Source organism: Streptomyces sp. NPDC001933 (assembly GCF_042890955.1).
Taxonomy (GTDB): domain Bacteria; phylum Actinomycetota; class Actinomycetes; order Streptomycetales; family Streptomycetaceae; genus Streptomyces.
In genome coordinates this window covers 424,322-443,227 of record NZ_JBIASS010000002.1, presented here as the reverse complement: position 1 = coordinate 443,227, position 18,906 = coordinate 424,322, and the positions used below count along the sequence as shown (strand labels likewise).

Sequence of the window (18,906 nt, the reverse complement as noted above, 5' to 3'; positions counted from 1 at the left end):
CGGGAGGCGGGCGAGGGCTGTCCGGAGGTGCAGGATGGATGCATGGATCTTCGAATCTTCACCGAGCCCCAGCAAGGGGCGAGCTACGACACCCTGCTCACCGTCGCGAAGGCGACCGAGGACCTCGGCTTCGACGCCTTCTACCGTTCCGACCACTACCTCCGCATGGGGCCGGGGGACGGGCTGCCCGGCCCGACCGACGCGTGGATCACCCTGGCCGGGCTGGCGCGTGAGACCAAGCGGATCCGGCTCGGCACGCTGATGACGGCGGGGACCTTCCGGCTCCCCGGCGTGCTCGCCATCCAGGTCGCGCAGGTCGACCAGATGTCCGGCGGGCGCGTCGAACTCGGCCTCGGCGCGGGCTGGTTCGAGGAGGAGCACAAGGCCTACGGCATTCCGTTCCCCAAGGAGAAATTCGGCAGGCTGGAGGAGCAGCTGGAGATCATCACCGGGCTGTGGGCGACGGAGACCGGCAAGACGTTCAGCTTCGACGGCACCTACTACCAGCTCACCGATTCGCCTGCGCTGCCCAAGCCGGCGCAGGCCAGGGTGCCGGTGCTGATCGGCGGTCACGGTGCGACGCGTACACCGCGACTGGCCGCCCGCTACGCGGACGAGTTCAATATCCCCTTCGCGTCGCTGGAGGACAGCGAGAAGCAGTTCGGACGGGTCATGGAGGCGGCCAGGACAGCCGGCCGCGAACCGGACGACCTGGTGTACTCCAACGCCCTGGTGGTCTGCGTCGGCAGGAACGACGCCGAGGTGGCGCGCCGCGCGTCCGTCATCGGGCGTGAGGTGGCGGAGCTGAAGGCGAACGGGCTCGCGGGCTCGCCCGCCGAGGTGGTCGACAAGATCGGCCGGTACGGTGCGATCGGCTCGTCCCGGATCTACCTCCAGGTCCTGGACCTGGACGACCTGGATCACCTGGAGCTGATCTCCGCCCAGGTCCAGTCCCAGCTCGGCTGAGGACCAACGACGGAAGGAGTCACCTGTGCACCCCGCCCGTTCGCTCGCCAGGGCCCTCGCGGCAGGGCCGGTCCTGCTCGACGGGGGGCTGTCCAACCAACTGGAGGCGCAGGGCTGCGATCTGTCCGACGCCCTGTGGTCGGCCCGGCTGCTGACCGACGGGCCCGACCAGATCGAGGCGGCCCACACCGCCTATGTGCGTGCGGGTGCGCAGGTGCTGATCACGGCCGGATACCAGGCGAGCTTCGAGGGGTTCGCACGGCGGGGGATCGGACGGGCGGAGGCGGCGGAGCTGTTCGCCCTGAGTGTCCGGCTGGCGCGGCGGGCCGCCGGTGCGGTGGAGCGGGATGTCTGGGTCGCCGCTTCGGTCGGCCCGTACGGGGCGATGCTGGCGGACGGCAGCGAGTACCGGGGCCGGTACGGGCTCACCGGCCGGGAACTGGAGCGGTTCCACCGGCCCCGGATCGAGGCGCTGGCCGCCGCCGGGCCCGATGCGCTGGCGCTGGAGACGGTGCCGGACGTCGACGAGGCCGAGGCGTTGCTGCGGGCGGTCGGGGGGTGCGGGCTGCCGGTCTGGCTCTCGTACAGCGTGGCGGGTGACCGGACCAGGGCGGGCCAGTCGCTGGAGACGGCCTTCGGGCTGGTCCGGGGGCACGACGAGGTGATGGCCGTGGGGGTGAACTGCTGCGATCCGGCTGATGCGGACCGGGCGGTGCGGGTGGCAGCCGAGGTGACCGGGAAGCCGGTCGTCGTCTACCCGAACAGCGGTGAGGGGTGGGACGCGGGGGCCCGGGGATGGGCCGGCGCCGCCACGTTCGACCCGGGCGGAGCAAGGGCCTGGCAGGACGGCGGGGCCCGGCTGATCGGCGGCTGCTGCCGGGTCGGCCCGGACACCATCGCGGAACTGGCCGGGCTGCTCGGCGCCGCGGGGGCCGGCGGGCCGACGTGAGCGGGCGCGGAAGTGGAAGCGGACCGGCAGGGCGGGCGCCGCGCCGCCCGGCCGGCCCGGAGCGTCGGCCGGGCAGATGCCCGGGACACGGGAAAATACTTGGTGGGGGGCAAGTGGAGCGGACCATACTCGGACGTGTGTTCCTGACAATCAGTGCGACCGGCAACCCGGAACGTCCAGCGACCGACCTCGGCTTTCTGCTGCACAAGCATCCCGAGAAGGCGCAGACGTTCTCCACCTCACACGGCACCGCGCATGTCTTCTACCCCGAAGCATCCGCCGAACGCTGCACCGCGGCGCTCCTGCTGGAAGTGGATCCCGTGGCGCTGGTGCGCCGCGGCAAGGGCAAGGGCCGGGGCGGCGCTCCCGACGCGGCGCTCGCGCAGTACGTCAACGACCGCCCGTACGCGGCGTCCTCGCTGCTGTCCGTCGCCATGAGCGCGGTCTTCAAGTCCGCGCTGAACGGTGTGTGCCGAGCACTGCCCGAGCGCGCGCGGGCACCGATGCCGCTGCGGATCGAGGTGCCCGCGCTGCCGGCCCGCGGTGGTGCGGAGCTGGTGCGCAAGCTCTTCGGGCCGCTCGGCTGGACGAGCGTGGAAGCCGTGGCCGTACCGCTGGACGAGCAGTTCCGGGAGTGGGGGGACTCCCGGTACGTACGCCTGGTGCTCGAAGGAGAGCTACGGCTGGCGGACGCCTTGCGTCAGCTGTACGTGCTGCTGCCGGTGCTTGACGACGCCAAGCACTACTGGGTCGCACCGGACGAGGTGGACAAGCTGCTGCGGGCGGGCGAGGGCTGGCTCGCCGCCCACCCCGAGCAGAAGCTGATCACCAGCCGCTATCTGTCCCGGCGCTGGGGGCTGACCCGGCAGGCGATGCAGCAGCTCGAACTGGTGCGGCTAGCGGAGTCGGACGACCTCGAAGTCGAGAGCATCGACAACGCGGTGGACGAGACGACCGACACCGAGGAGAAGCCGGTCCCGCTCGCCGAGCAGCGGCGCGCCGCAGTCCTCGGAGCGCTGCGGGCTGCCGGCGCGAGCCGGGTCCTCGACCTGGGCTGCGGCCAGGGCCAGTTGGTGCAGGCACTCCTCAAGGACGTGGCCTTCACCGAGATCGTCGGCGTCGATGTCTCCATGCGTGCCCTCACCATCGCGTCAAGGCGGCTGAAGCTGGACCGGATGGGAGAGCGGCAGGCAGCCAGGGTCACACTCCGGCAGGGCTCGCTCACCTACACCGACAAGCGGCTCAAGGGGTACGACGCGGCGGTGCTCAGCGAGGTGATCGAACACCTCGACCTGCCGCGACTGCCCGCGCTGGAGTACGCCGTGTTCGGTTCGGCCCGTCCGCGGACCGTCCTCGTGACGACGCCGAACGTCGAGTACAACGTCCGCTGGGAGACCCTGCCCGCCGGGCAGGTGCGCCACGGCGACCACCGGTTCGAATGGACCAGGGCCGAATTCCGCGACTGGGCCCGCGAAGTGGCCGAGCGGCACGGATACGAAGTCGGCTTCGTCCCCGTGGGGACGGACGACCCCGAGGTGGGACCGCCCACACAGATGGCCGTGTTCACGATGACCGCGGCAGACGGGACCGCGCAGCGGCGCGGGACCCGGACCGAGAAGGAGGCGAACGCCGCATGACCAGTACCGCACGCACCCTGCCGGTGACCGACCTCTCCCTCGTGGTCCTCATCGGGGCCAGCGGCTCCGGCAAGTCCACCTTCGCCCGCAGGCACTTCAAGCCCACCGAGATCGTCTCCTCGGACTTCTGCCGCGGCCTGGTCGCCGACGACGAGAACGACCAGAGCGCCAGCCGGGACGCCTTCGACGTACTCCACACAATCGTCGGCAAGCGGCTGGCGGCCGGGCGGCTGACCGTCGTGGACGCCACCAGCGTCCAGTCCGAGAGCCGCAAGCAGCTGGTCCAGCTGGCCAGGAGCCATGACGTGCTGCCCATCGCGATCGTCCTCGACCTGCCCGAAGAGGTCTGCATCGCGCGCAACGCGGCCCGCCCCGACCGCGCCGACATGCCGCGCCACGTCATCCAGCGCCACCGCCGCGAACTGCGCCGTTCGCTGCGGGGCCTGGAGCGCGAGGGCTTCCGCAAGGTGCACATCCTGCGCACCGAGGAAGAGGCCGAGCACGCCGAAGTGGTGCTGGAGCGCCGCTACAACGACCTGCGCCACCTCACCGGTCCCTTCGACATCATCGGCGACATCCACGGTTGCAGCTCCGAGCTGGAGTCCCTGCTCGGCAAGCTCGGTTACGTCGACGGCGCGCACCCCGAAGGGCGTACGGCGGTCTTCGTCGGCGACCTCGTGGACCGCGGCCCCGACAGCCCCGGAGTGCTGCGCCGCGTCATGGCCATGGTGTCGGCGGGCAACGCCCTGTGCGTACCGGGCAACCACGAGAACAAGCTCGGCCGTTACCTCAAGGGCCGCAACGTCCAGCACACCCATGGACTCGCCGAGACCATCGAGCAGTTGGAGAATGAGGACGAGAAGGACCCGGCCTTCCGCGAGCAGGTAAGGGAGTTCATCGACGGGCTCGTCAGCCACTACGTGCTCGACGACGGCAAGCTCGTCGTCTGCCACGCCGGCCTGCCCGAGAAGTACCACGGCCGCACCTCCGGACGGGTCCGCTCGCACGCCCTGTACGGGGACACCACCGGCGAGACCGACGAGTTCGGCCTGCCCGTGCGCTACCCCTGGGCGGAGGAGTACCGCGGCAGTGCCGCCGTGGTCTACGGCCACACCCCGGTCCCCAACACCTCCTGGATCAACAACACCATCTGCCTGGACACCGGGGCGGTCTTCGGCGGGAAGATGACCGCGCTGCGCTGGCCGGAGCGCGAACTCGTCGACGTACCGGCCGAGCGGGTCTGGTACGAGCCGGCCAAGCCGCTGGCCACGGAGGCACCCGGCGGCCGGGAGGGACGGCCGCTCGACCTGGCCGATGTGCAGGGCCGGCGGATCGTCGAGACCCGGCACATGGGCCGCATCGCGGTCCGTGAGGAGAACGCAGCCGCCGCGCTCGAAGTCATGAGCCGGTTCGCCGTCGACCCCCAGCTGCTCGGTTACCTCCCGCCGACCATGGCGCCCACCGCCACCTCGCGCGAGGACGGCTATCTGGAGCACCCGGCCGAGGCCTTCGAGCAGTACCGGGCGGACGGCGTGGCCAAGGTCGTGTGCGAGGAGAAGCACATGGGATCGCGCGCGGTGGCCCTGGTCTGCCGTGACGCGGCCGCCGCCCGTGAGCGGTTCGGCGCCGGGCCCACCTCCGGTGGAGCGAGCGGTCCGACCGGGGCGCTGTACACCCGTACCGGACGCCCGTTCCTCGACGACGCCGCACTCACCGAGGTGATCCTCGGCAGGCTGCGCACCGCCGTCACCGCTGCCGGGCTCTGGGAGGAGTGGGGCACCGACTGGGTGCTCCTCGACGCCGAGCTGATGCCCTGGTCCCTCAAGGCGGCCGGGCTGCTGCGCTCGCAGTACGCCGCCGTCGGTGCCGCGTCCGGCGCCGTCCTCCCGGAGGCCAACGCGGCCCTCGCGGCGGCGGCCGCCCGAGGGGTGGACGTCGGTCCGCTCGCTGAGCGCCAGCAGGGGCGGGCCGAGGACGCCGCCGCGTTCACCGAGACGTACCGCCGGTACTGCTGGTCCACCCAGGGCCTGGACGGGGTGCGGCTCGCGCCGTTCCAGATCCTCGCCGTGCAGGGCCGCTCGCTGGCCGCAGTACCGCACGACGAGCAGCTGGCCTGGCTGGACCGGCTGGTCGAGCACGACCCGACCGGGCTCCTCCAGGTCACCCGCCGGCTCGTCGTCGACACCGGGGACGAGGCATCGGTGCGCGCCGGTGTCGACTGGTGGCTGGAGATGACCGGGCGCGGCGGCGAGGGCATGGTCGTCAAGCCGCTCGCCGCGCTGGTCCGGGACGGCAAGGGCAGGCTGGTCCAGCCGGGCATCAAGGTGCGCGGCCGGGAGTACCTGCGGATCATCTACGGCCCCGAGTACACCCGCCCGGAAAATCTGGAGCGGCTGCGCGGACGGTTCCTCGGGCACAAGCGGTCGCTGGCGCTGAGGGAGTACGCGCTGGGACTCGAAGCGCTGGACCGGCTGGCCGACGGTGAGCCGCTGTGGCGGGTCCACGAGGCGGTGTTCGCGGTGCTGGCCCTGGAGTCGGAGCCGGTCGACCCACGGCTCTGAGGGGAGGCGCGAAGGCGGCACGGGGTCGCCGGTGGGTTCCGCGGAGCGATCGTCGGGGGGTTCCGCGGACGATCGCCGGTGGGTTGTGCGGAGGGATCAACGCAGAACCCACTGGCGATTCGCAGGGTTCACCGGCCCGCACACGGTGAGGATGGAGGCATGGGATTCCATGTCGACTCCGAGGCCGGGCGGCTGCGCCGCGTCATCCTGCACCGCCCCGATCTGGAACTGAAGAGGCTCACCCCCAGCAACAAGGACGCGCTCCTCTTCGACGACGTGCTCTGGGTGCGCCGGGCCCGCCAGGAGCACGACGGCTTCGCGGACGTGCTGCGCGACCGCGGAGTGGAGGTGCACCTCTTCGGTGATCTGCTCCGCGAGTCGCTGGACATCCCGGTGGCCAGACGGCTCGTGCTGGACCGGGTCTTCGAGGAGAAGGAGTACGGACCGCTCGCCACCGAGTATCTGCGGGCCGCCTTCGAGGAGTTGCCCAGCGCGGAGCTGGCCGAGGCGCTCGTCGGAGGCATGACCAAGCGGGAGTTCCTGGCGGGGCACGGCGAGCCGGTCTCCGTCCGCTTCCACGTCATGGACCTGGACGACTTCCTGCTGGACCCGCTGCCGAACCACCTCTTCACCCGGGACACCTCGGCCTGGATATACGACGGGGTGTCCATCAACGCGATGCGCTGGCCGGCCCGGCAGCGCGAGACGGTCCACTTCGAGGCGATCTACCGCCACCACCCCCTGTTCACCGGGCCCGAAGCGGGCGCCTTCCACCACTGGTCCCAGGGGCAGGACGACTACCCGTCCACCATCGAGGGCGGCGACGTCCTGGTCATCGGCCACGGCGCCGTCCTCATCGGGATGAGCGAGCGCACCACCCCGCAGGCGGTGGAGATGCTGGCCCGCGGGCTGTTCGACGCCGGCTCGGCCCACACGATCGTGGCGCTCGACATGCCCAAGCGCCGCGCGTTCATGCACCTCGACACCGTGATGACGATGGTCGACGGCGACACCTTCACCAAGTACGCCGGCCTGGGCATGCTCCGCTCGTACACCATCGAGCCCGGCGCGGGGCCCCGGGACCTGAAGGTCACCGACCATCCGCCCGAGCACATGCACCAGGCGATCGCGCACTCCCTGGGGCTGGAGTCGATCCGGGTCCTCACCGCCACCCAGGACGTGCACGCCGCCGAGCGCGAGCAGTGGGACGACGGCTGCAATGTGCTGGCCGTCGAGCCGGGTGTCGTCGTCGCGTACGAGCGCAACGCCACCACCAACACCTTTCTGCGCAAGGAGGGCATCGAGGTCATCGAGATCCGGGGCAGTGAACTCGGCCGGGGCCGGGGCGGCCCCCGCTGCATGAGCTGTCCGGTGGTGCGCGACCCGGTGTAGGGGGTGGGGACAGGTGCGGGCGCGAACCGACCGCACCGTATAGCGATGCATGGTGTCGTATAGACTTCCAGGGTCACTGTATGTGCGATCGTCGCCCGACCCAGGAGCTGTCCCATGGCCATAGACCTCACAGGCCGCCACTTCCTCAAGGAGCTGGACTTCACGGCCGAGGAGTTCCGCGGCCTGATCGAGCTCGCGGCCGAGCTCAAGAGCGCCAAGAAGTCGGGGACCGAGGAGCAGCGGCTGCGCGGCAGGAACATCGCGCTGATCTTCGAGAAGACCTCGACCCGCACCCGCTGTGCCTTCGAGGTGGCCGCCGCCGACCAGGGCGCTTCCACGACCTATCTGGACCCCTCCGGCTCCCAGCTGGGGCACAAGGAGTCGGTGAAGGACACGGCCCGCGTCCTCGGCCGGATGTTCGACGGCATCGAGTACCGCGGTGACAGCCAGGCGGCCGTGGAGGAGCTGGCCGCCCACGGCGGCGTGCCGGTCTTCAACGGGCTCACCGACGACTGGCACCCCACCCAGATGCTCGCCGACGTCCTCACCATGACCGAGCACAGCGACAAGCCGCTGGAGCGGATCGCCTTCGCCTACCTCGGCGACGCCCGGTTCAACATGGGCAACTCCTACCTGATCACCGGCGCCCTGCTGGGCATGGACGTCCGGATCGTCGCGCCGAAGGCGTACTGGCCCGCCGAACGGATCGTCGCCGAGGCCCACCGGCTGGCCGACGCGAGCGGTGCGACCGTCACCCTCACCGAGGACATCGCCGAGGGCGTCAAGGGTGCCGACTTCGTCGCCACCGACGTCTGGGTCTCCATGGGTGAGCCCAAGGAGGTGTGGGCCGAGCGCATCGAGGCCCTGGCGCCGTACAGCGTGACCATGGACGTGCTCCGTGCCACCGGCAACGCCGACGTGAAGTTCCTGCACTGCCTCCCGGCCTACCACGACCTGGGCACCGGGATCGGGCGGCAGATCGAGGCCGACCACGGGCTGACGGAGCTGGAGGTCACCGACGAGGTCTTCGAGTCGGCGAACTCGGTCGTCTTCGACGAGGCGGAGAACCGGATGCACACGATCAAGGCCGTTCTGGTGGCGACCATGGCGCCGCCGGCGGTCAAGGGCTGATCGCTGCATGGGCATACGCCCGATTCGCTGCATGGACATGCGCCCGATTGGGTGAACATGCGTGAAGGCGACTAATATGTCGCTCCTTGGTGGGGTTCGAGCTCGCACGCTCGAACCCCATTTTTTCTGAGCGTCACCGGAGCCCCCACAGTCCCGGGCGCACACCCCCCCACATGCTCCACCAGAGAAGAGACCATCCCCGTGAGTCCGCTGCGCCCACCGAGGCCCCCGCACCCGTCCGGGCCGCGCATCAAGAGCCCCCACCAGCTGATCGCCGAGTCCGGCGCCGACCTGGAGGGGCACGGCCTCAAGCGCACCATGGGGCTCTTCCAGCTGGTGTGCTTCGGTGTCGGCGCCGTCGTCGGGACCGGCATCTTCGTCGGCCTCTCCGACTCCGTCGCCGAGGCGGGCCCCGCCGTCGTGCTCTCCTTCGTGCTGGCCGCGATCACCTGCATCTTCACCGCGTTCTCCTTCGCCGAGCTGGGCAGCGCCATCCCGGTCTCCGGCAGCTCCTACTCCTTCGCCTACGCGACCCTCGGTGAACGCGTCGCGTTCCTCGTCGGCTGGTGCCTGCTGCTGGAGTACGGCGTCTCGCTCTCCGCGGTCGCCGTCGGCTGGAGCCAGTACGTCAACGAGCTGCTGGACAGCCTGTTCGGCGTGCAGCTCCCGGCCGCCCTCTCGGCGGGACCCGGTGACGGCGGCGTGATCAATCTGCCCGCCGTCCTGGTGGTCATGATGGCCGCGACCCTGCTGGCGCGCGGCGTGCGGGAGAGTGCCGGGGCCACCGCCGCGATGGCGGTCCTCAAGATCACCATCCTGGTCGCGTTCTGCGCCATCGCATTCACGGCCTTCGAGAACGGCAACCTCACGCCGTTCTTCGCCCAGGGCGCGGGCGGGGTCACGGCCGGTGCGTCGCTGGCGTTCTTCTCGTACATCGGCTTCGACGCCATCACCACGGCGGGCGAAGAGGTCAGGAACCCGCGGCGGAACATCCCGATCGCGATCATGGTCTGCATCGGGCTGGTCACCCTGCTCTACTGCGCGGTCGCGCTCGCCGCCATCGGCGCGCTGGGGCCGAAGGCCGTGGCCGACCAGCCGGCGGCGCTCTCGATCGTCGTCGACCAGGTCACCGACTCGACCGTGGGCGGCGGGATCATCGCCTTCGGTGCGGTCGTCGCGATCGCGTCCGTCGTGCTCGCGGTGATGTACGGGCAGACGCGCATCCTGATGTCGATGTCGCGGGACGGACTGATCCCGAGGGTCTTCGAGCGGGTCTCCCCGCGCACGGCGACGCCGGTCGCCAACACCTGGATCGTGGCGTCGGTCTTCGCGGTCCCGGCGGCCTTCTCGTCGCTGGACGTGGTGGTGAACCTGACGACCATCGGCGCACTGGCCACCATGGTCGCGGTGAACCTCGCGGTGATCGTGCTGCGGCGCCGCAACCCGGAGGTGAAGGGCTCGTTCCGGGTGCCGCTCTATCCGCTGAGCCCGCTCCTGGGCGTCGGCTTCTGCCTCTATCTGATGTACGGGACGGGCTGGGCGACCTGGGTGCAGTTCGCGGTCTTCCTGGCCGTCGGCTGGGCGGTGTACGCCTTCTACGGCCGCAGCCGCTCCCGGCTGGCCGGCGCCGGAGCGACCGGCTGAGGGCGGCGCTTCAGCTCTGAGGCGTGAGGGACGGCAGGGTGAACCACACCGCCTTGCCGCGCTCCGTCGTGCGGTGTCCGCAGGACGAGCTGAGCGTACGGATCAGCAGCAGGCCCCGGCCGTGCTCCTGCCAGGGGTCCGGTTCGCCGCCGGGCGGGGGGAAGGACAGGCCGGTCGGCGGGGCGGGGTCACGGTCGTGGACCTCGACCTGGCAGCCGGTCGGCAGGAGTTCCACCACCAGTTCGATGGGCTCGTCGCTCCGGGTGTGCTCGACCGCGTTGGCGACCAGCTCCGCGGTGAGGAGCTCGGCGGTGTCGCTGTCGGCCGGTGCGTCGATGTCCGAGAGCGCGGTACGGATCAGGGCGCGGGCGATCGGCACGGCCGCCGTCGAGTGCGGCAGGGCGATCCGCCAGGAGGCGGGGAGGGGGACATCGGGGGGCACGGCATGGTTTCCGTTCCGGGGTGGGGGCGGGTTCACGGGTGCGGGCGGACTCTTCGGCGGTCCGCACGGATGCGGGCGGACTCTCCGGTGGTCCGCACGGATGCGGGACTCTCTGGCGGTCAAGACTTCTCCGTTTCAACCTTACGAACCGCAACGACACAGACAAGGGCCTGCCGACCGGTATGAAAGGGACGTTGGCCACTGCGTTGTCACGCTCCACGTATTGCGTGCTCGTGACGGAAGTCACGTACGAGTGATAAGTTCGAGGGCAGGCAGCGGCCCGACGGCTGAAGGGGAGCCCCCTCCATGAGCCCGTTTCCCAGCTCCGCCCCGCACACGGACGACTGGCGCCATCTGCGGCTGACGACGGACGACGGGGTCGCCACCGTCACGCTCGCCCGGCCCGAGAAACTCAACGCGCTCACCTTCGGTGCCTACGCCGACCTGCGCGATCTGCTCGCCGAACTGTCCCGCGAACGCAGCGTGCGTGCCCTGGTGCTCGCGGGGGAGGGACGGGGATTCTGCTCCGGCGGAGATGTCGACGACATCATCGGCGCGACACTCGCCATGGACACCGCCCAGCTCCTCGATTTCAACCGCATGACCGGGCAGGTGGTGCGGGCCCTCCGTGAGACCCCCTTCCCCGTCATCGCCGCCGTACACGGGGTGGCGGCGGGTGCGGGGGCCGTTCTCGCGCTGGCCGCCGACTTCCGGGTCGCCGATCCGTCGGCCCGTTTCGCCTTCCTGTTCACCAGGGTCGGCCTGTCCGGCGGCGACATGGGCGCCGCCTACCTGCTGCCACGCGTCGTCGGCCTCGGCCATGCCACCCGGCTGCTGATGCTCGGCGAACCGGTCCGGGCACCCGAAGCGGAGCGGATCGGGCTGATCAGCGAGCTGACCGACGAGGGGCAGGCGGACGTACGCGCGGCGGCGCTCGCCCGCCGCCTCGCCGACGGACCCGCCCTCGCCCTCGCCCAGACCAAGGCCCTGCTCACCGCCGAACTCGACATGCCGCTCGCCGCCGCGGTCGAGATGGACGCCGCCACCCAGGCCCTGCTGATGCACGGCGAGGATTACGCCGAATTCCATGCCGCCTTCACCGAGAAGCGGCCCCCGAAGTGGCGGGGCAGGTAGCGCGATGCCGTCCGAGGCGAATCCGGCCGACGCGGCCCGAACCGGCGTACGGCGCATCGCGGTCATCGGCGGCGGGCCGGGCGGGCTCTACGCCGCCGCCCTGCTCAAGCGGCTCGACCCGGAACGCGACATCACCGTCTGGGAGCGCAACGCCCCCGAGGACACCTTCGGCTTCGGCGTCGTCCTCTCCGACGAGACCCTCGGCGGCATCGAACACGCCGACCCCGTCGTGTACCGGGCCCTCCAGAGCGAATTCGTACGGTGGGACGACATCGACATAGTCCACCGCGGCGTCACCCAGACGTCCGGCGGCCACGGCTTCGCCGCGCTCGGCAGACGCAGGCTGCTGCGGATCCTGCACGAGCGCTGCGACTCCCTCGGCGTACGCCTCCGCTTCCGCACCGAGGCACCGCCGGCCGCCGAGCTGGCCGCCACCCACGACCTGGTGATCGCCGCCGACGGGGTGCACAGCCTCACCCGCACCGCCCACGCCGCCACCTTCGGCCCCCGCCTCACCACCCACCGCTGCCGCTACATCTGGCTCGCCGCCGACTTCGCCCTCGACGCCTTCCGCTTCGAGACCGCCGAGACCGCCTACGGGGTGATGCAGCTCCACGGCTACCCCTTCTCGGCCGACGCCTCCACCGTCATCGTCGAGATGCGCGAGGAGGTCTGGCGGGCCGCCGGATTCGACACCTGCGAGGTCGAGCACTCCACGCTGCGCTGCGCCAAGATCTTCACCGAGGCGCTCGGCGGCCGCCCGCTGCGCTCCAACAACTCCTCCTGGCTCACCTTCCGCACCGTCGTCAACGCCCACTGGTCGCACGGCAACACGGTCCTCATCGGCGACGCCGCCCACACCGCGCACTTCTCCATCGGCTCCGGCACCAAACTCGCCGTCGAGGACGCCCTCGCCCTCGCCGCCTGCATCGAGGAACAGCCCGACCTGCCGAGCGCACTGTCCGCGTACGAGGCCGAGCGCCGCCCGGTCGTCGAGTCGACCCAGCGGGCCGCCGCCGCCAGCCTGCACTGGTTCGAGGAGCTCGGTACCTACGTCGACCAGCCGCCCCGCCAGTTCGCCTTCAACCTCCTCACCCGCAGCCGCCGCGTCACCCACGACAACCTGCGGCTGCGCGACGCCACCTTCACCGCCGCCGCCGAGGAGGAATTCGGCTGCGCCCCGGGCGTCCCGCCGATGTTCACCCCGCTGCGGCTGCGCGGCCTCGAACTGCGCAACCGCGTCGTCGTCTCACCCATGGACATGTACTCGGCCACCGGCGGCGTCCCCGGCGACTTCCACCTCGTCCACCTGGGCGCCCGCGCGCTCGGCGGCGCCGGACTCGTCATGACGGAGATGGTGTGCGTCAGCGCCGAGGGCCGCATCACCCCCGGCTGCACCGGCCTCTACACCCCCGAACAGGCCGCCGCCTGGACCCGGATCACCGAATTCGTCCACGCGAGCGCGCCCGGCACGGCCATCGGCGTGCAGCTCGGCCACTCCGGACGCAAGGGCTCCACCAAGCTGATGTGGGAAGGCATCGACCAGCCCCTCGACCACGGCAACTGGCCGCTCACCGCCGCCTCCCCGATCCCGTACGCACCCGGCGTCAACCAGGTCCCGCACGCCCTGGACCGGGCCGGGCTCGACACCGTGCGCGAGCAGTTCGCGGCGGCGGCCCGGCGCGCCGCCCACTGCGGCTTCGACCTGCTCGAACTGCACTGCGCCCACGGCTACCTGCTCTCCGGCTTCCTCTCGCCGCTCACCAACCACCGCACCGACGAGTACGGCGGTTCCCTGCGCGGCCGGCTCCGCTTTCCCCTGGAAGTCTTCGACGCGATCCGCGCCGACTGGCCCGACGACCGGCCCATGACCGTCCGGATCTCCGCCACCGACTGGGCCGAGGGCGGCACCACCGCCGAGGACGCCGTCGAGATCGCCCGCGCCTTCGTCGCCCACGGGGCCGATGCCATCGACGTTTCCACCGGCCAGGTCGTCCCCGACGAGCACCCCGAGTACGGTCGCTCCTACCAGACCCCGTACGCCGACCGGATCCGCAACACCCTGTGCGTGCCCGTCATCGCGGTCGGCGCGATCTCCTCCTGGGACGACGTCAACTCCCTGCTGCTCGCGGGCCGGGCCGACCTCTGCGCCCTGGCCCGCCCCCACCTCTACGACCCGCAGTGGACCCTGCACGCGGCGGCCGAGCAGGGCTACGAAGGACCGGGCGCGCCCTGGCCGCTCCCGTACCGCGCGGGCAGCCGCACCCCGCCGACGGGCCGCACGGACGCGCCGAAGCCCCGGCTCACCCTGGAGTGACGGGCAGGCACTCGTGGCACAGACACCGGTCCGGGTGCGGGGCCGCGTGGTGGGCGTGCCGCTCCTCGCGGGCGATCCGCTCCAGCAGCGCGGCCAGCTCCTCGGCCTCCTCCCGGGTACCGGACCCCCGGCCGTCGCACCGCTTCAGCACGGCCGGGGCGTACACCAACTGGGCCCGGAAGGTGTGCAGATGGCGGGTCCCCGTGTCGATGGTGATCCAGTGACCGGTGTGCCGCCCGTACCCCACCGTGGTCAGCTGCTGGTTTCCCATCCCCGGATAGGTGTCGACGACATACACCTTCGCCCCGCCCCGGTACGCCTTCGTGCCCGGACGCAGCTCCTGGCCGAGATCCCCGTACCGTCGCCACAGCACCACGTTCGCGGCGACCAGCCAGACCGGCTCGGGCGCCGCGCTCACCGCTCCACCACACTGATCAGCAGCCGGTCCGAGACCGCCCGGTAGCCGATGCGCCGGTACACGCCGTTGCTGGTGGGGTTCGCCAGGTCGGTGAAGAGCAGCACCTCCCGCGCGCCGGCCTCCCTCGCCGCCCGGCTGATCTCCGCCGTCACCGCTGCCGCGTAGCCCCGGCCGCGGCGCTCCGGCGGGGTGTAGACCGTCGCGACCCGCACCATGCCTGCGAGTCGCGGGGAGACGCCCGCCATCGACACCGGGACGCCGTCGTCCTCCCAGAGGGTCAGCCCGCCGGACGCGGTGCGCTCGTCCACCAGCCGCTCGGCGTGGGCACCTGACTGGCCGGTCCCTTCGGCGAAGTCGCGGACCCAGCGCACCAGCAGCTCCCGGTCGGCGACGGCCGCGGCCCTGGGCCGTCCCGGCGGGGCCGGGGAGGGCGGGATCAGCGTCGCCAGCCGGTAGAGCCGCTGCTCCTCGTCGACCCGGTGACCGGGCCAGGTCGCGGCGAGCGCCTCGGCGGTGGCCCGGTCCGCGTTGATCCGGGTCAGCGGGAGCGCGGCGGCCAGCGGACCGACCGCCGCCGGGGCGACGGACCCCAGCAGGGGCGGGTACGGCGGCGTCTGCACCAGCGTCCCCGCGACCTCGCCGTCCGCCCCGCGCCACCAGGCGAGCAGCGGGGCGGCGTCGCCGTAGGCATGCGGGCCGTGGCGCCGCAGGGTCTCGGTGACCGTCAGGACCAGGGTGTTCTCGGCGGGGCGGGCGGCCGGCGAGGAGCCGGCCGCGTCGAGGAAGACGTCGACGTCGTCGGTGAAGGACCAGGGCATGGTTCATCCTGCCGGGCGCGCGGGGAGCGCGGCACCCGGATTTCCGGTTCAGTCGTCCCGCAGCGGGAGGGTTCAGTCGGCCCGCAGCCGGAAGCGCTGGAGTTTGCCGGTGGCGGTGCGGGGGAGGGCGGGCAGGAACTCGACGACGCGCGGGCACTTGTGCGGGGCCAGCTCGCCCTTCACGTACGCGCGCAGCTCGTCGGCCGCCATTTCCGCGCCCTCGCGCAGCACCACGTACGCCACCACGATCTGGCCGCGCAGTTCGTCCGCCCGGCCCACCACCGCGGCCTCGGCCACCGAGGGGTGGTGCAGCAGGGCGTCCTCGACCTCCGGGCCCGCGATGTTGTAGCCGGAGGAGATGATCATGTCGTCGGCGCGGGCCACGTAACGGAAGTAGCCGTCCGGGTCCCGCACGTAGGTGTCCCCGGTGATGTTCCAGCCGTGCGCCACGTAGTCCCGCTGGCGCTCGTCGGCGAGATAGCGGCAGCCGACCGGGCCGCGTACCGCGAGCAGTCCGGGCTCCCCGTCCGGCATCGGGCGGCCGTCGCGGTCCAGTACCCGGGCCTGCCAGCCGGGGACGGGGATCCCGGTGGTGCCGGGGCGGATCGCCTCGTCGGCGGCCGAGATGAAGATGTGCAGCAGCTCGGTGGCGCCGATGCCGTTGATGATCCGCAGCCCGGTCCGCTCGTGCCACGCGCGCCAGGTGGCGACGGGGAGGTTCTCCCCGGCCGAGACGCAGCGCCGCAGCGCGCTCAGATCGTGGTGGTCCATGTGGTCGAGCATCACGCGGTAGGCGGTCGGCGCGGTGAACAGCACCGAGACGCGGTGGGCGGCCAGCGCGGGCAGCAGCTGTGCCGGGCCGGCCTGTTCGAGCAGCAGCACACTGGCACCGGCCCGCAGCGGGAAGACCACCAGACCGCCGAGCCCGAAGGTGAAGCCGAGCGGCGGGCTGCCCGCGAACACGTCGTCGGGGGTGGGCCGCAGGACATGGGCCGAGAAGGTGTCGGCGATGGCGAGCACATCCCGGTGGAAGTGCATGCACCCTTTCGGGCGTCCGGTGGTGCCCGAGGTGAACGCGATCAGCGCGACGTCGTCCGCCGCCGTCCGCACGGCCTCGTACGGCCCGCTCCTGGCCTCGGCCAGGCGCAGCAGATCGTCCGGGGCGTCGCCCCCGTAGGCCGTGATGCGCAGCCCCGGCACCTCGGCCTTCACCAGGTCGTCGACCGCGCGGGCGTCGCACAGCGCGTGACTCACCCGAGCGATGGAGCACATGGTGGACAGCTCGGCGGACCGCTGCCGGTCCAGCACCGTGACGGCGATCGCGCCGGCCTTCAGCACCGCGAGCCAGCAGGCGGCCAGATGGGGGGTGGTGGCGCCGCGCAGCAGGACGCGGTTGCCGGGTACGACCCCCAGATCGGAGGTGAGGACATGGGCGATCCGGTCCACCCGCTCCCGCAGCTCCCGGTAGCTCCACACCGCGCCGTCCGAGGTGCGGAAGGCGGGGCGGTCGGGGCCGAAGCGGTCGGCCGTACGGTCCAGCAGTTCCGCCGCGCAGTTGAGGTGGTCCGGATAGTGCAGCTCGGGAAGGCCGAAGAGCAGTTGCGGCCACTGGTCCTGCGGTGGCAGGTGCTCCCTGGCGAAGGTGTCGACGTGCGCTGAGGTCTTCGGGTCCATGACGGCTCGCCCCCTTGTCGCCTCTGGAGCGTATCGTTTGGGTGACGGTAGTCAACGGTCCGCGATAGACCGGGTGGACGGGAAACGGGCGGACGGGAAACGGGCGGACGGGAAACGGGACATCGAACGGATGGGAAGCGCGGGCAGGAAAACGGACGGGAAAAACGGGAACGAGGGACAGGGAAAACGGGAACGAGAGACCGGAAAAGCGGGAACGAGAGACCAGGAAGACGAGACGCGACCAGAAGGGCGCCCGTATGACGGCATTCTCACTCGATCCGGCACAGACCGCCTGGTGTGAAGAGCTAAGAACCCTGGCCGAGCAGCAACTGCGCCCCCTCGCCGAGAAGGGCGACCCCGGCCACGTCAACCGCCCGCTGATCGCCGCACTCGGCGAGTCGGGCCTGCTCGACCGGATGCTGAGCTCGGGAGCCCTCGATCTCTGCCTGCTCCGCGAGTCCCTGGCCCGCGGCTGCACCGAGGCCGAGACCGCGCTGGCCCTCCAGGGTCTCGGCACCCACCCCTTGCTCCGCTCGGGCACCCCGGCCCACCGCGAACGCTGGCTCCCCGAGGTGCGGGCGGGCCGCGCCGTCGCCGCCTTCGCGCTCAGCGAACCGGGCGCGGGCTCCGACGCGGCGGCCCTCGCCCTGAGAGCCGAACCCACTGCCGGCGGCTGGCGGCTGACCGGCGAGAAATGCTGGATCTCCAACGCGCCGGAGGCCGACTTCTACACCGTGTTCGCCCGCACGGCCCAGGGCGCCGGCTCCCGAGGCATCACCGCGTTCCTGGTCCCCGCCGACCGCCCCGGACTGACCGGCACCGCCCTCGACATGCTCTCGCCGCACCCCATCGGCGCCCTGGCCTTCGACGGTGTCCCGGTCACACCCGACGACGTCCTGGGCGAACCGGACCGGGGCTTCCGGGTCGCCATGGACACCCTCAACCTCTTCCGTCCCAGCGTCGGCGCGTTCGCCGTCGGCATGGCCCGCGCCGCCCTCGACGCCGCCGTGGAACACACCACGCACCGCACCGCGTTCGGCGGCCCGCTGAAGGACCTGCAGGCCGTCTCCCACCAGGTCGCCGAGATGGCAACCCGGACCGAGGCCGCCCGGCTCCTGGTGTTCGCGGCGGCCGCCGCGTACGACGCGGGGGAGTCCGGGGTGCCGGGCCGGGCCGCCATGGCGAAGCTGTACGCCACCGAGACCGCGCAGTACGTCGTCGACACCGCCGTCCAGCTGCACGGCGCCCGCGCCCTGCGCCGCGGCCACCTCCTGGAACACCTCTACCGGGAGGTCCGCGCGCCACGGATCTACGAGGGCGCCAGCGAGGTCCAGCGCACGATCATCGCCAAGGAGCTGTACGCGACCCGGGAGGCTTCCGCATGAGTCCGGTCCACCGGATCAACCCCGTCGAGCTGTCCCCGCCCACGGGCTTCTCGCACGCCGTCACGGCCACCGGCAGCCAACTGGTCTTCCTGGCCGGGCAGACCGCCCTCGACGAGGACGGCAAGATCGTCGGTGACGGCCTGCCCAAGCAGTTCACCACCGCGCTCACCAATCTGCTCACCGCGCTGCGCGCGGCGGGCGGCGCCCCGGCGGACCTCGCCCGGGTCACCGTGTACGCCACCGATGTGGCCGACTACCGCGAGAACTCCGCCGAACTGGGCCGGATCTGGCGGCGGCTGGCGGGCCGCGACTTCCCGGCCATGGCCGTCATCGGTGTGGCCAGGCTCTGGGACGAACAGGCCCTGGTGGAGATCGACGGGGTGGCGGTACTGCCGTGAACGCACCGTACGGGCCCGGCGAACCGGGCCCGTACGCGTG

At 71.8% G+C, this 18,906-nt stretch carries 15 protein-coding genes; 11 read left to right on the top strand and 4 right to left on the bottom strand.

Features of this window, described 5'->3' with window-relative positions:
- Positions 1-42 precede the first annotated feature (42 nt).
- The 7 genes from ACFYY7_RS06840 (at position 43) to ACFYY7_RS06810 (ending at position 10,280) form a co-directional block, all read left to right on the top strand.
- Complete coding sequence (locus ACFYY7_RS06840; RefSeq protein WP_388657982.1) at positions 43-966, top strand: LLM class F420-dependent oxidoreductase; 924 nt, start codon at positions 43-45, stop codon at positions 964-966.
- 25 nt (positions 967-991) lie between these two features.
- On the top strand, positions 992-1,915 hold the full coding sequence (mmuM, locus tag ACFYY7_RS06835) for a homocysteine S-methyltransferase (RefSeq protein WP_388657980.1): 924 nt from the start codon (positions 992-994) through the stop codon (positions 1,913-1,915).
- Between the two features lie 137 nt (positions 1,916-2,052).
- Positions 2,053-3,552, top strand: coding sequence for a 3' terminal RNA ribose 2'-O-methyltransferase Hen1 (locus ACFYY7_RS06830; RefSeq protein ID WP_388657978.1), 1,500 nt, complete (start codon positions 2,053-2,055; stop codon positions 3,550-3,552).
- Positions 3,549-6,113, top strand: coding sequence for a polynucleotide kinase-phosphatase (locus ACFYY7_RS06825; RefSeq protein ID WP_388657975.1), 2,565 nt, complete (start codon positions 3,549-3,551; stop codon positions 6,111-6,113). Before ACFYY7_RS06830 ends, ACFYY7_RS06825 begins: the two co-directional genes overlap by 4 nt.
- Positions 6,114-6,272: 159 nt before the next feature.
- Positions 6,273-7,505, top strand: coding sequence for an arginine deiminase (locus ACFYY7_RS06820; RefSeq protein WP_388657973.1), 1,233 nt, complete (start codon positions 6,273-6,275; stop codon positions 7,503-7,505).
- A 114-nt stretch (positions 7,506-7,619) separates the two neighbouring features.
- Entirely contained in the window at positions 7,620-8,636 is a 1,017-nt protein-coding gene (gene argF, locus ACFYY7_RS06815; RefSeq protein ID WP_388657970.1) for an ornithine carbamoyltransferase, read from the top strand.
- Between the two features lie 201 nt (positions 8,637-8,837).
- On the top strand, positions 8,838-10,280 hold the full coding sequence (locus ACFYY7_RS06810; RefSeq protein ID WP_388657967.1) for an amino acid permease: 1,443 nt from the start codon (positions 8,838-8,840) through the stop codon (positions 10,278-10,280).
- 10 nt (positions 10,281-10,290) lie between these two features.
- Here ACFYY7_RS06810 and ACFYY7_RS06805 read toward each other — a convergent pair whose 3' ends face one another.
- On the bottom strand, positions 10,291-10,722 hold the full coding sequence (locus ACFYY7_RS06805; RefSeq protein ID WP_356079727.1) for an ATP-binding protein: 432 nt from the start codon (positions 10,720-10,722) through the stop codon (positions 10,291-10,293).
- A 306-nt stretch (positions 10,723-11,028) separates the two neighbouring features.
- Here ACFYY7_RS06805 and ACFYY7_RS06800 point away from each other — a divergent pair, with 306 nt between their 5' ends.
- Both ACFYY7_RS06800 and ACFYY7_RS06795 read left to right on the top strand, forming a co-directional pair.
- Positions 11,029-11,856, top strand: coding sequence for an enoyl-CoA hydratase family protein (locus ACFYY7_RS06800; protein ID WP_266729152.1), 828 nt, complete (start codon positions 11,029-11,031; stop codon positions 11,854-11,856).
- 4 nt (positions 11,857-11,860) lie between these two features.
- Complete coding sequence (locus ACFYY7_RS06795; protein WP_388657963.1) at positions 11,861-14,173, top strand: bifunctional salicylyl-CoA 5-hydroxylase/oxidoreductase; 2,313 nt, start codon at positions 11,861-11,863, stop codon at positions 14,171-14,173.
- Here the strand turns inward: ACFYY7_RS06795 and ACFYY7_RS06790 are convergent.
- The 3 genes from ACFYY7_RS06790 to ACFYY7_RS06780 all read right to left on the bottom strand — a co-directional run bounded on the left by ACFYY7_RS06790 (position 14,160) and on the right by ACFYY7_RS06780 (position 17,083).
- The gene (locus ACFYY7_RS06790) at positions 14,160-14,591 is read right to left on the bottom strand and encodes a hypothetical protein (protein WP_388657961.1); all 432 of its coding nucleotides are present in this window, start codon (positions 14,589-14,591) and stop codon (positions 14,160-14,162) included. The genes ACFYY7_RS06795 and ACFYY7_RS06790 overlap by 14 nt on opposite strands.
- Complete coding sequence (locus ACFYY7_RS06785) at positions 14,588-15,409, bottom strand: GNAT family N-acetyltransferase (RefSeq protein ID WP_388657958.1); 822 nt, start codon at positions 15,407-15,409, stop codon at positions 14,588-14,590. The genes ACFYY7_RS06790 and ACFYY7_RS06785 overlap by 4 nt, the downstream gene beginning before the upstream one ends.
- Positions 15,410-15,481: 72 nt before the next feature.
- Complete coding sequence (locus ACFYY7_RS06780) at positions 15,482-17,083, bottom strand: AMP-binding protein (RefSeq protein ID WP_388657955.1); 1,602 nt, start codon at positions 17,081-17,083, stop codon at positions 15,482-15,484.
- Between the two features lie 257 nt (positions 17,084-17,340).
- Between ACFYY7_RS06780 and ACFYY7_RS06775 the strand changes: the two genes are divergently transcribed.
- On the top strand, positions 17,341-18,468 hold the full coding sequence (locus tag ACFYY7_RS06775; protein ID WP_388657953.1) for an acyl-CoA dehydrogenase family protein: 1,128 nt from the start codon (positions 17,341-17,343) through the stop codon (positions 18,466-18,468).
- A complete protein-coding gene (locus ACFYY7_RS06770; RefSeq protein WP_388657950.1) occupies positions 18,465-18,866 on the top strand; it encodes a RidA family protein in 402 nt (133 codons plus the stop codon). Before ACFYY7_RS06775 ends, ACFYY7_RS06770 begins: the two co-directional genes overlap by 4 nt.
- Positions 18,867-18,906: the final 40 nt, after the last annotated feature.

What these genes read in the sequence shown, in the direction of transcription:
- ACFYY7_RS06840 (WP_388657982.1), top strand. Translation starts at nt 43, where the DNA reads ATGGATCTTCGAATCTTCACCGAGCCCCAGCAAGGGGCGAGCTACGAC.
- ACFYY7_RS06825 (WP_388657975.1), top strand. Translation starts at nt 3,549, where the DNA reads ATGACCAGTACCGCACGCACCCTGCCGGTGACCGACCTCTCCCTCGTG.
- ACFYY7_RS06820 (WP_388657973.1), top strand. Translation starts at nt 6,273, where the DNA reads ATGGGATTCCATGTCGACTCCGAGGCCGGGCGGCTGCGCCGCGTCATC.
- argF (WP_388657970.1), top strand. Translation starts at nt 7,620, where the DNA reads ATGGCCATAGACCTCACAGGCCGCCACTTCCTCAAGGAGCTGGACTTC.
- ACFYY7_RS06800 (WP_266729152.1), top strand. Translation starts at nt 11,029, where the DNA reads ATGAGCCCGTTTCCCAGCTCCGCCCCGCACACGGACGACTGGCGCCAT.
- ACFYY7_RS06795 (WP_388657963.1), top strand. Translation starts at nt 11,861, where the DNA reads ATGCCGTCCGAGGCGAATCCGGCCGACGCGGCCCGAACCGGCGTACGG.
- ACFYY7_RS06785 (WP_388657958.1), bottom strand. Translation starts at nt 15,409, where the DNA reads ATGCCCTGGTCCTTCACCGACGACGTCGACGTCTTCCTCGACGCGGCC.
- ACFYY7_RS06780 (WP_388657955.1), bottom strand. Translation starts at nt 17,083, where the DNA reads ATGGACCCGAAGACCTCAGCGCACGTCGACACCTTCGCCAGGGAGCAC.
- ACFYY7_RS06775 (WP_388657953.1), top strand. Translation starts at nt 17,341, where the DNA reads ATGACGGCATTCTCACTCGATCCGGCACAGACCGCCTGGTGTGAAGAG.
- ACFYY7_RS06770 (WP_388657950.1), top strand. Translation starts at nt 18,465, where the DNA reads ATGAGTCCGGTCCACCGGATCAACCCCGTCGAGCTGTCCCCGCCCACG.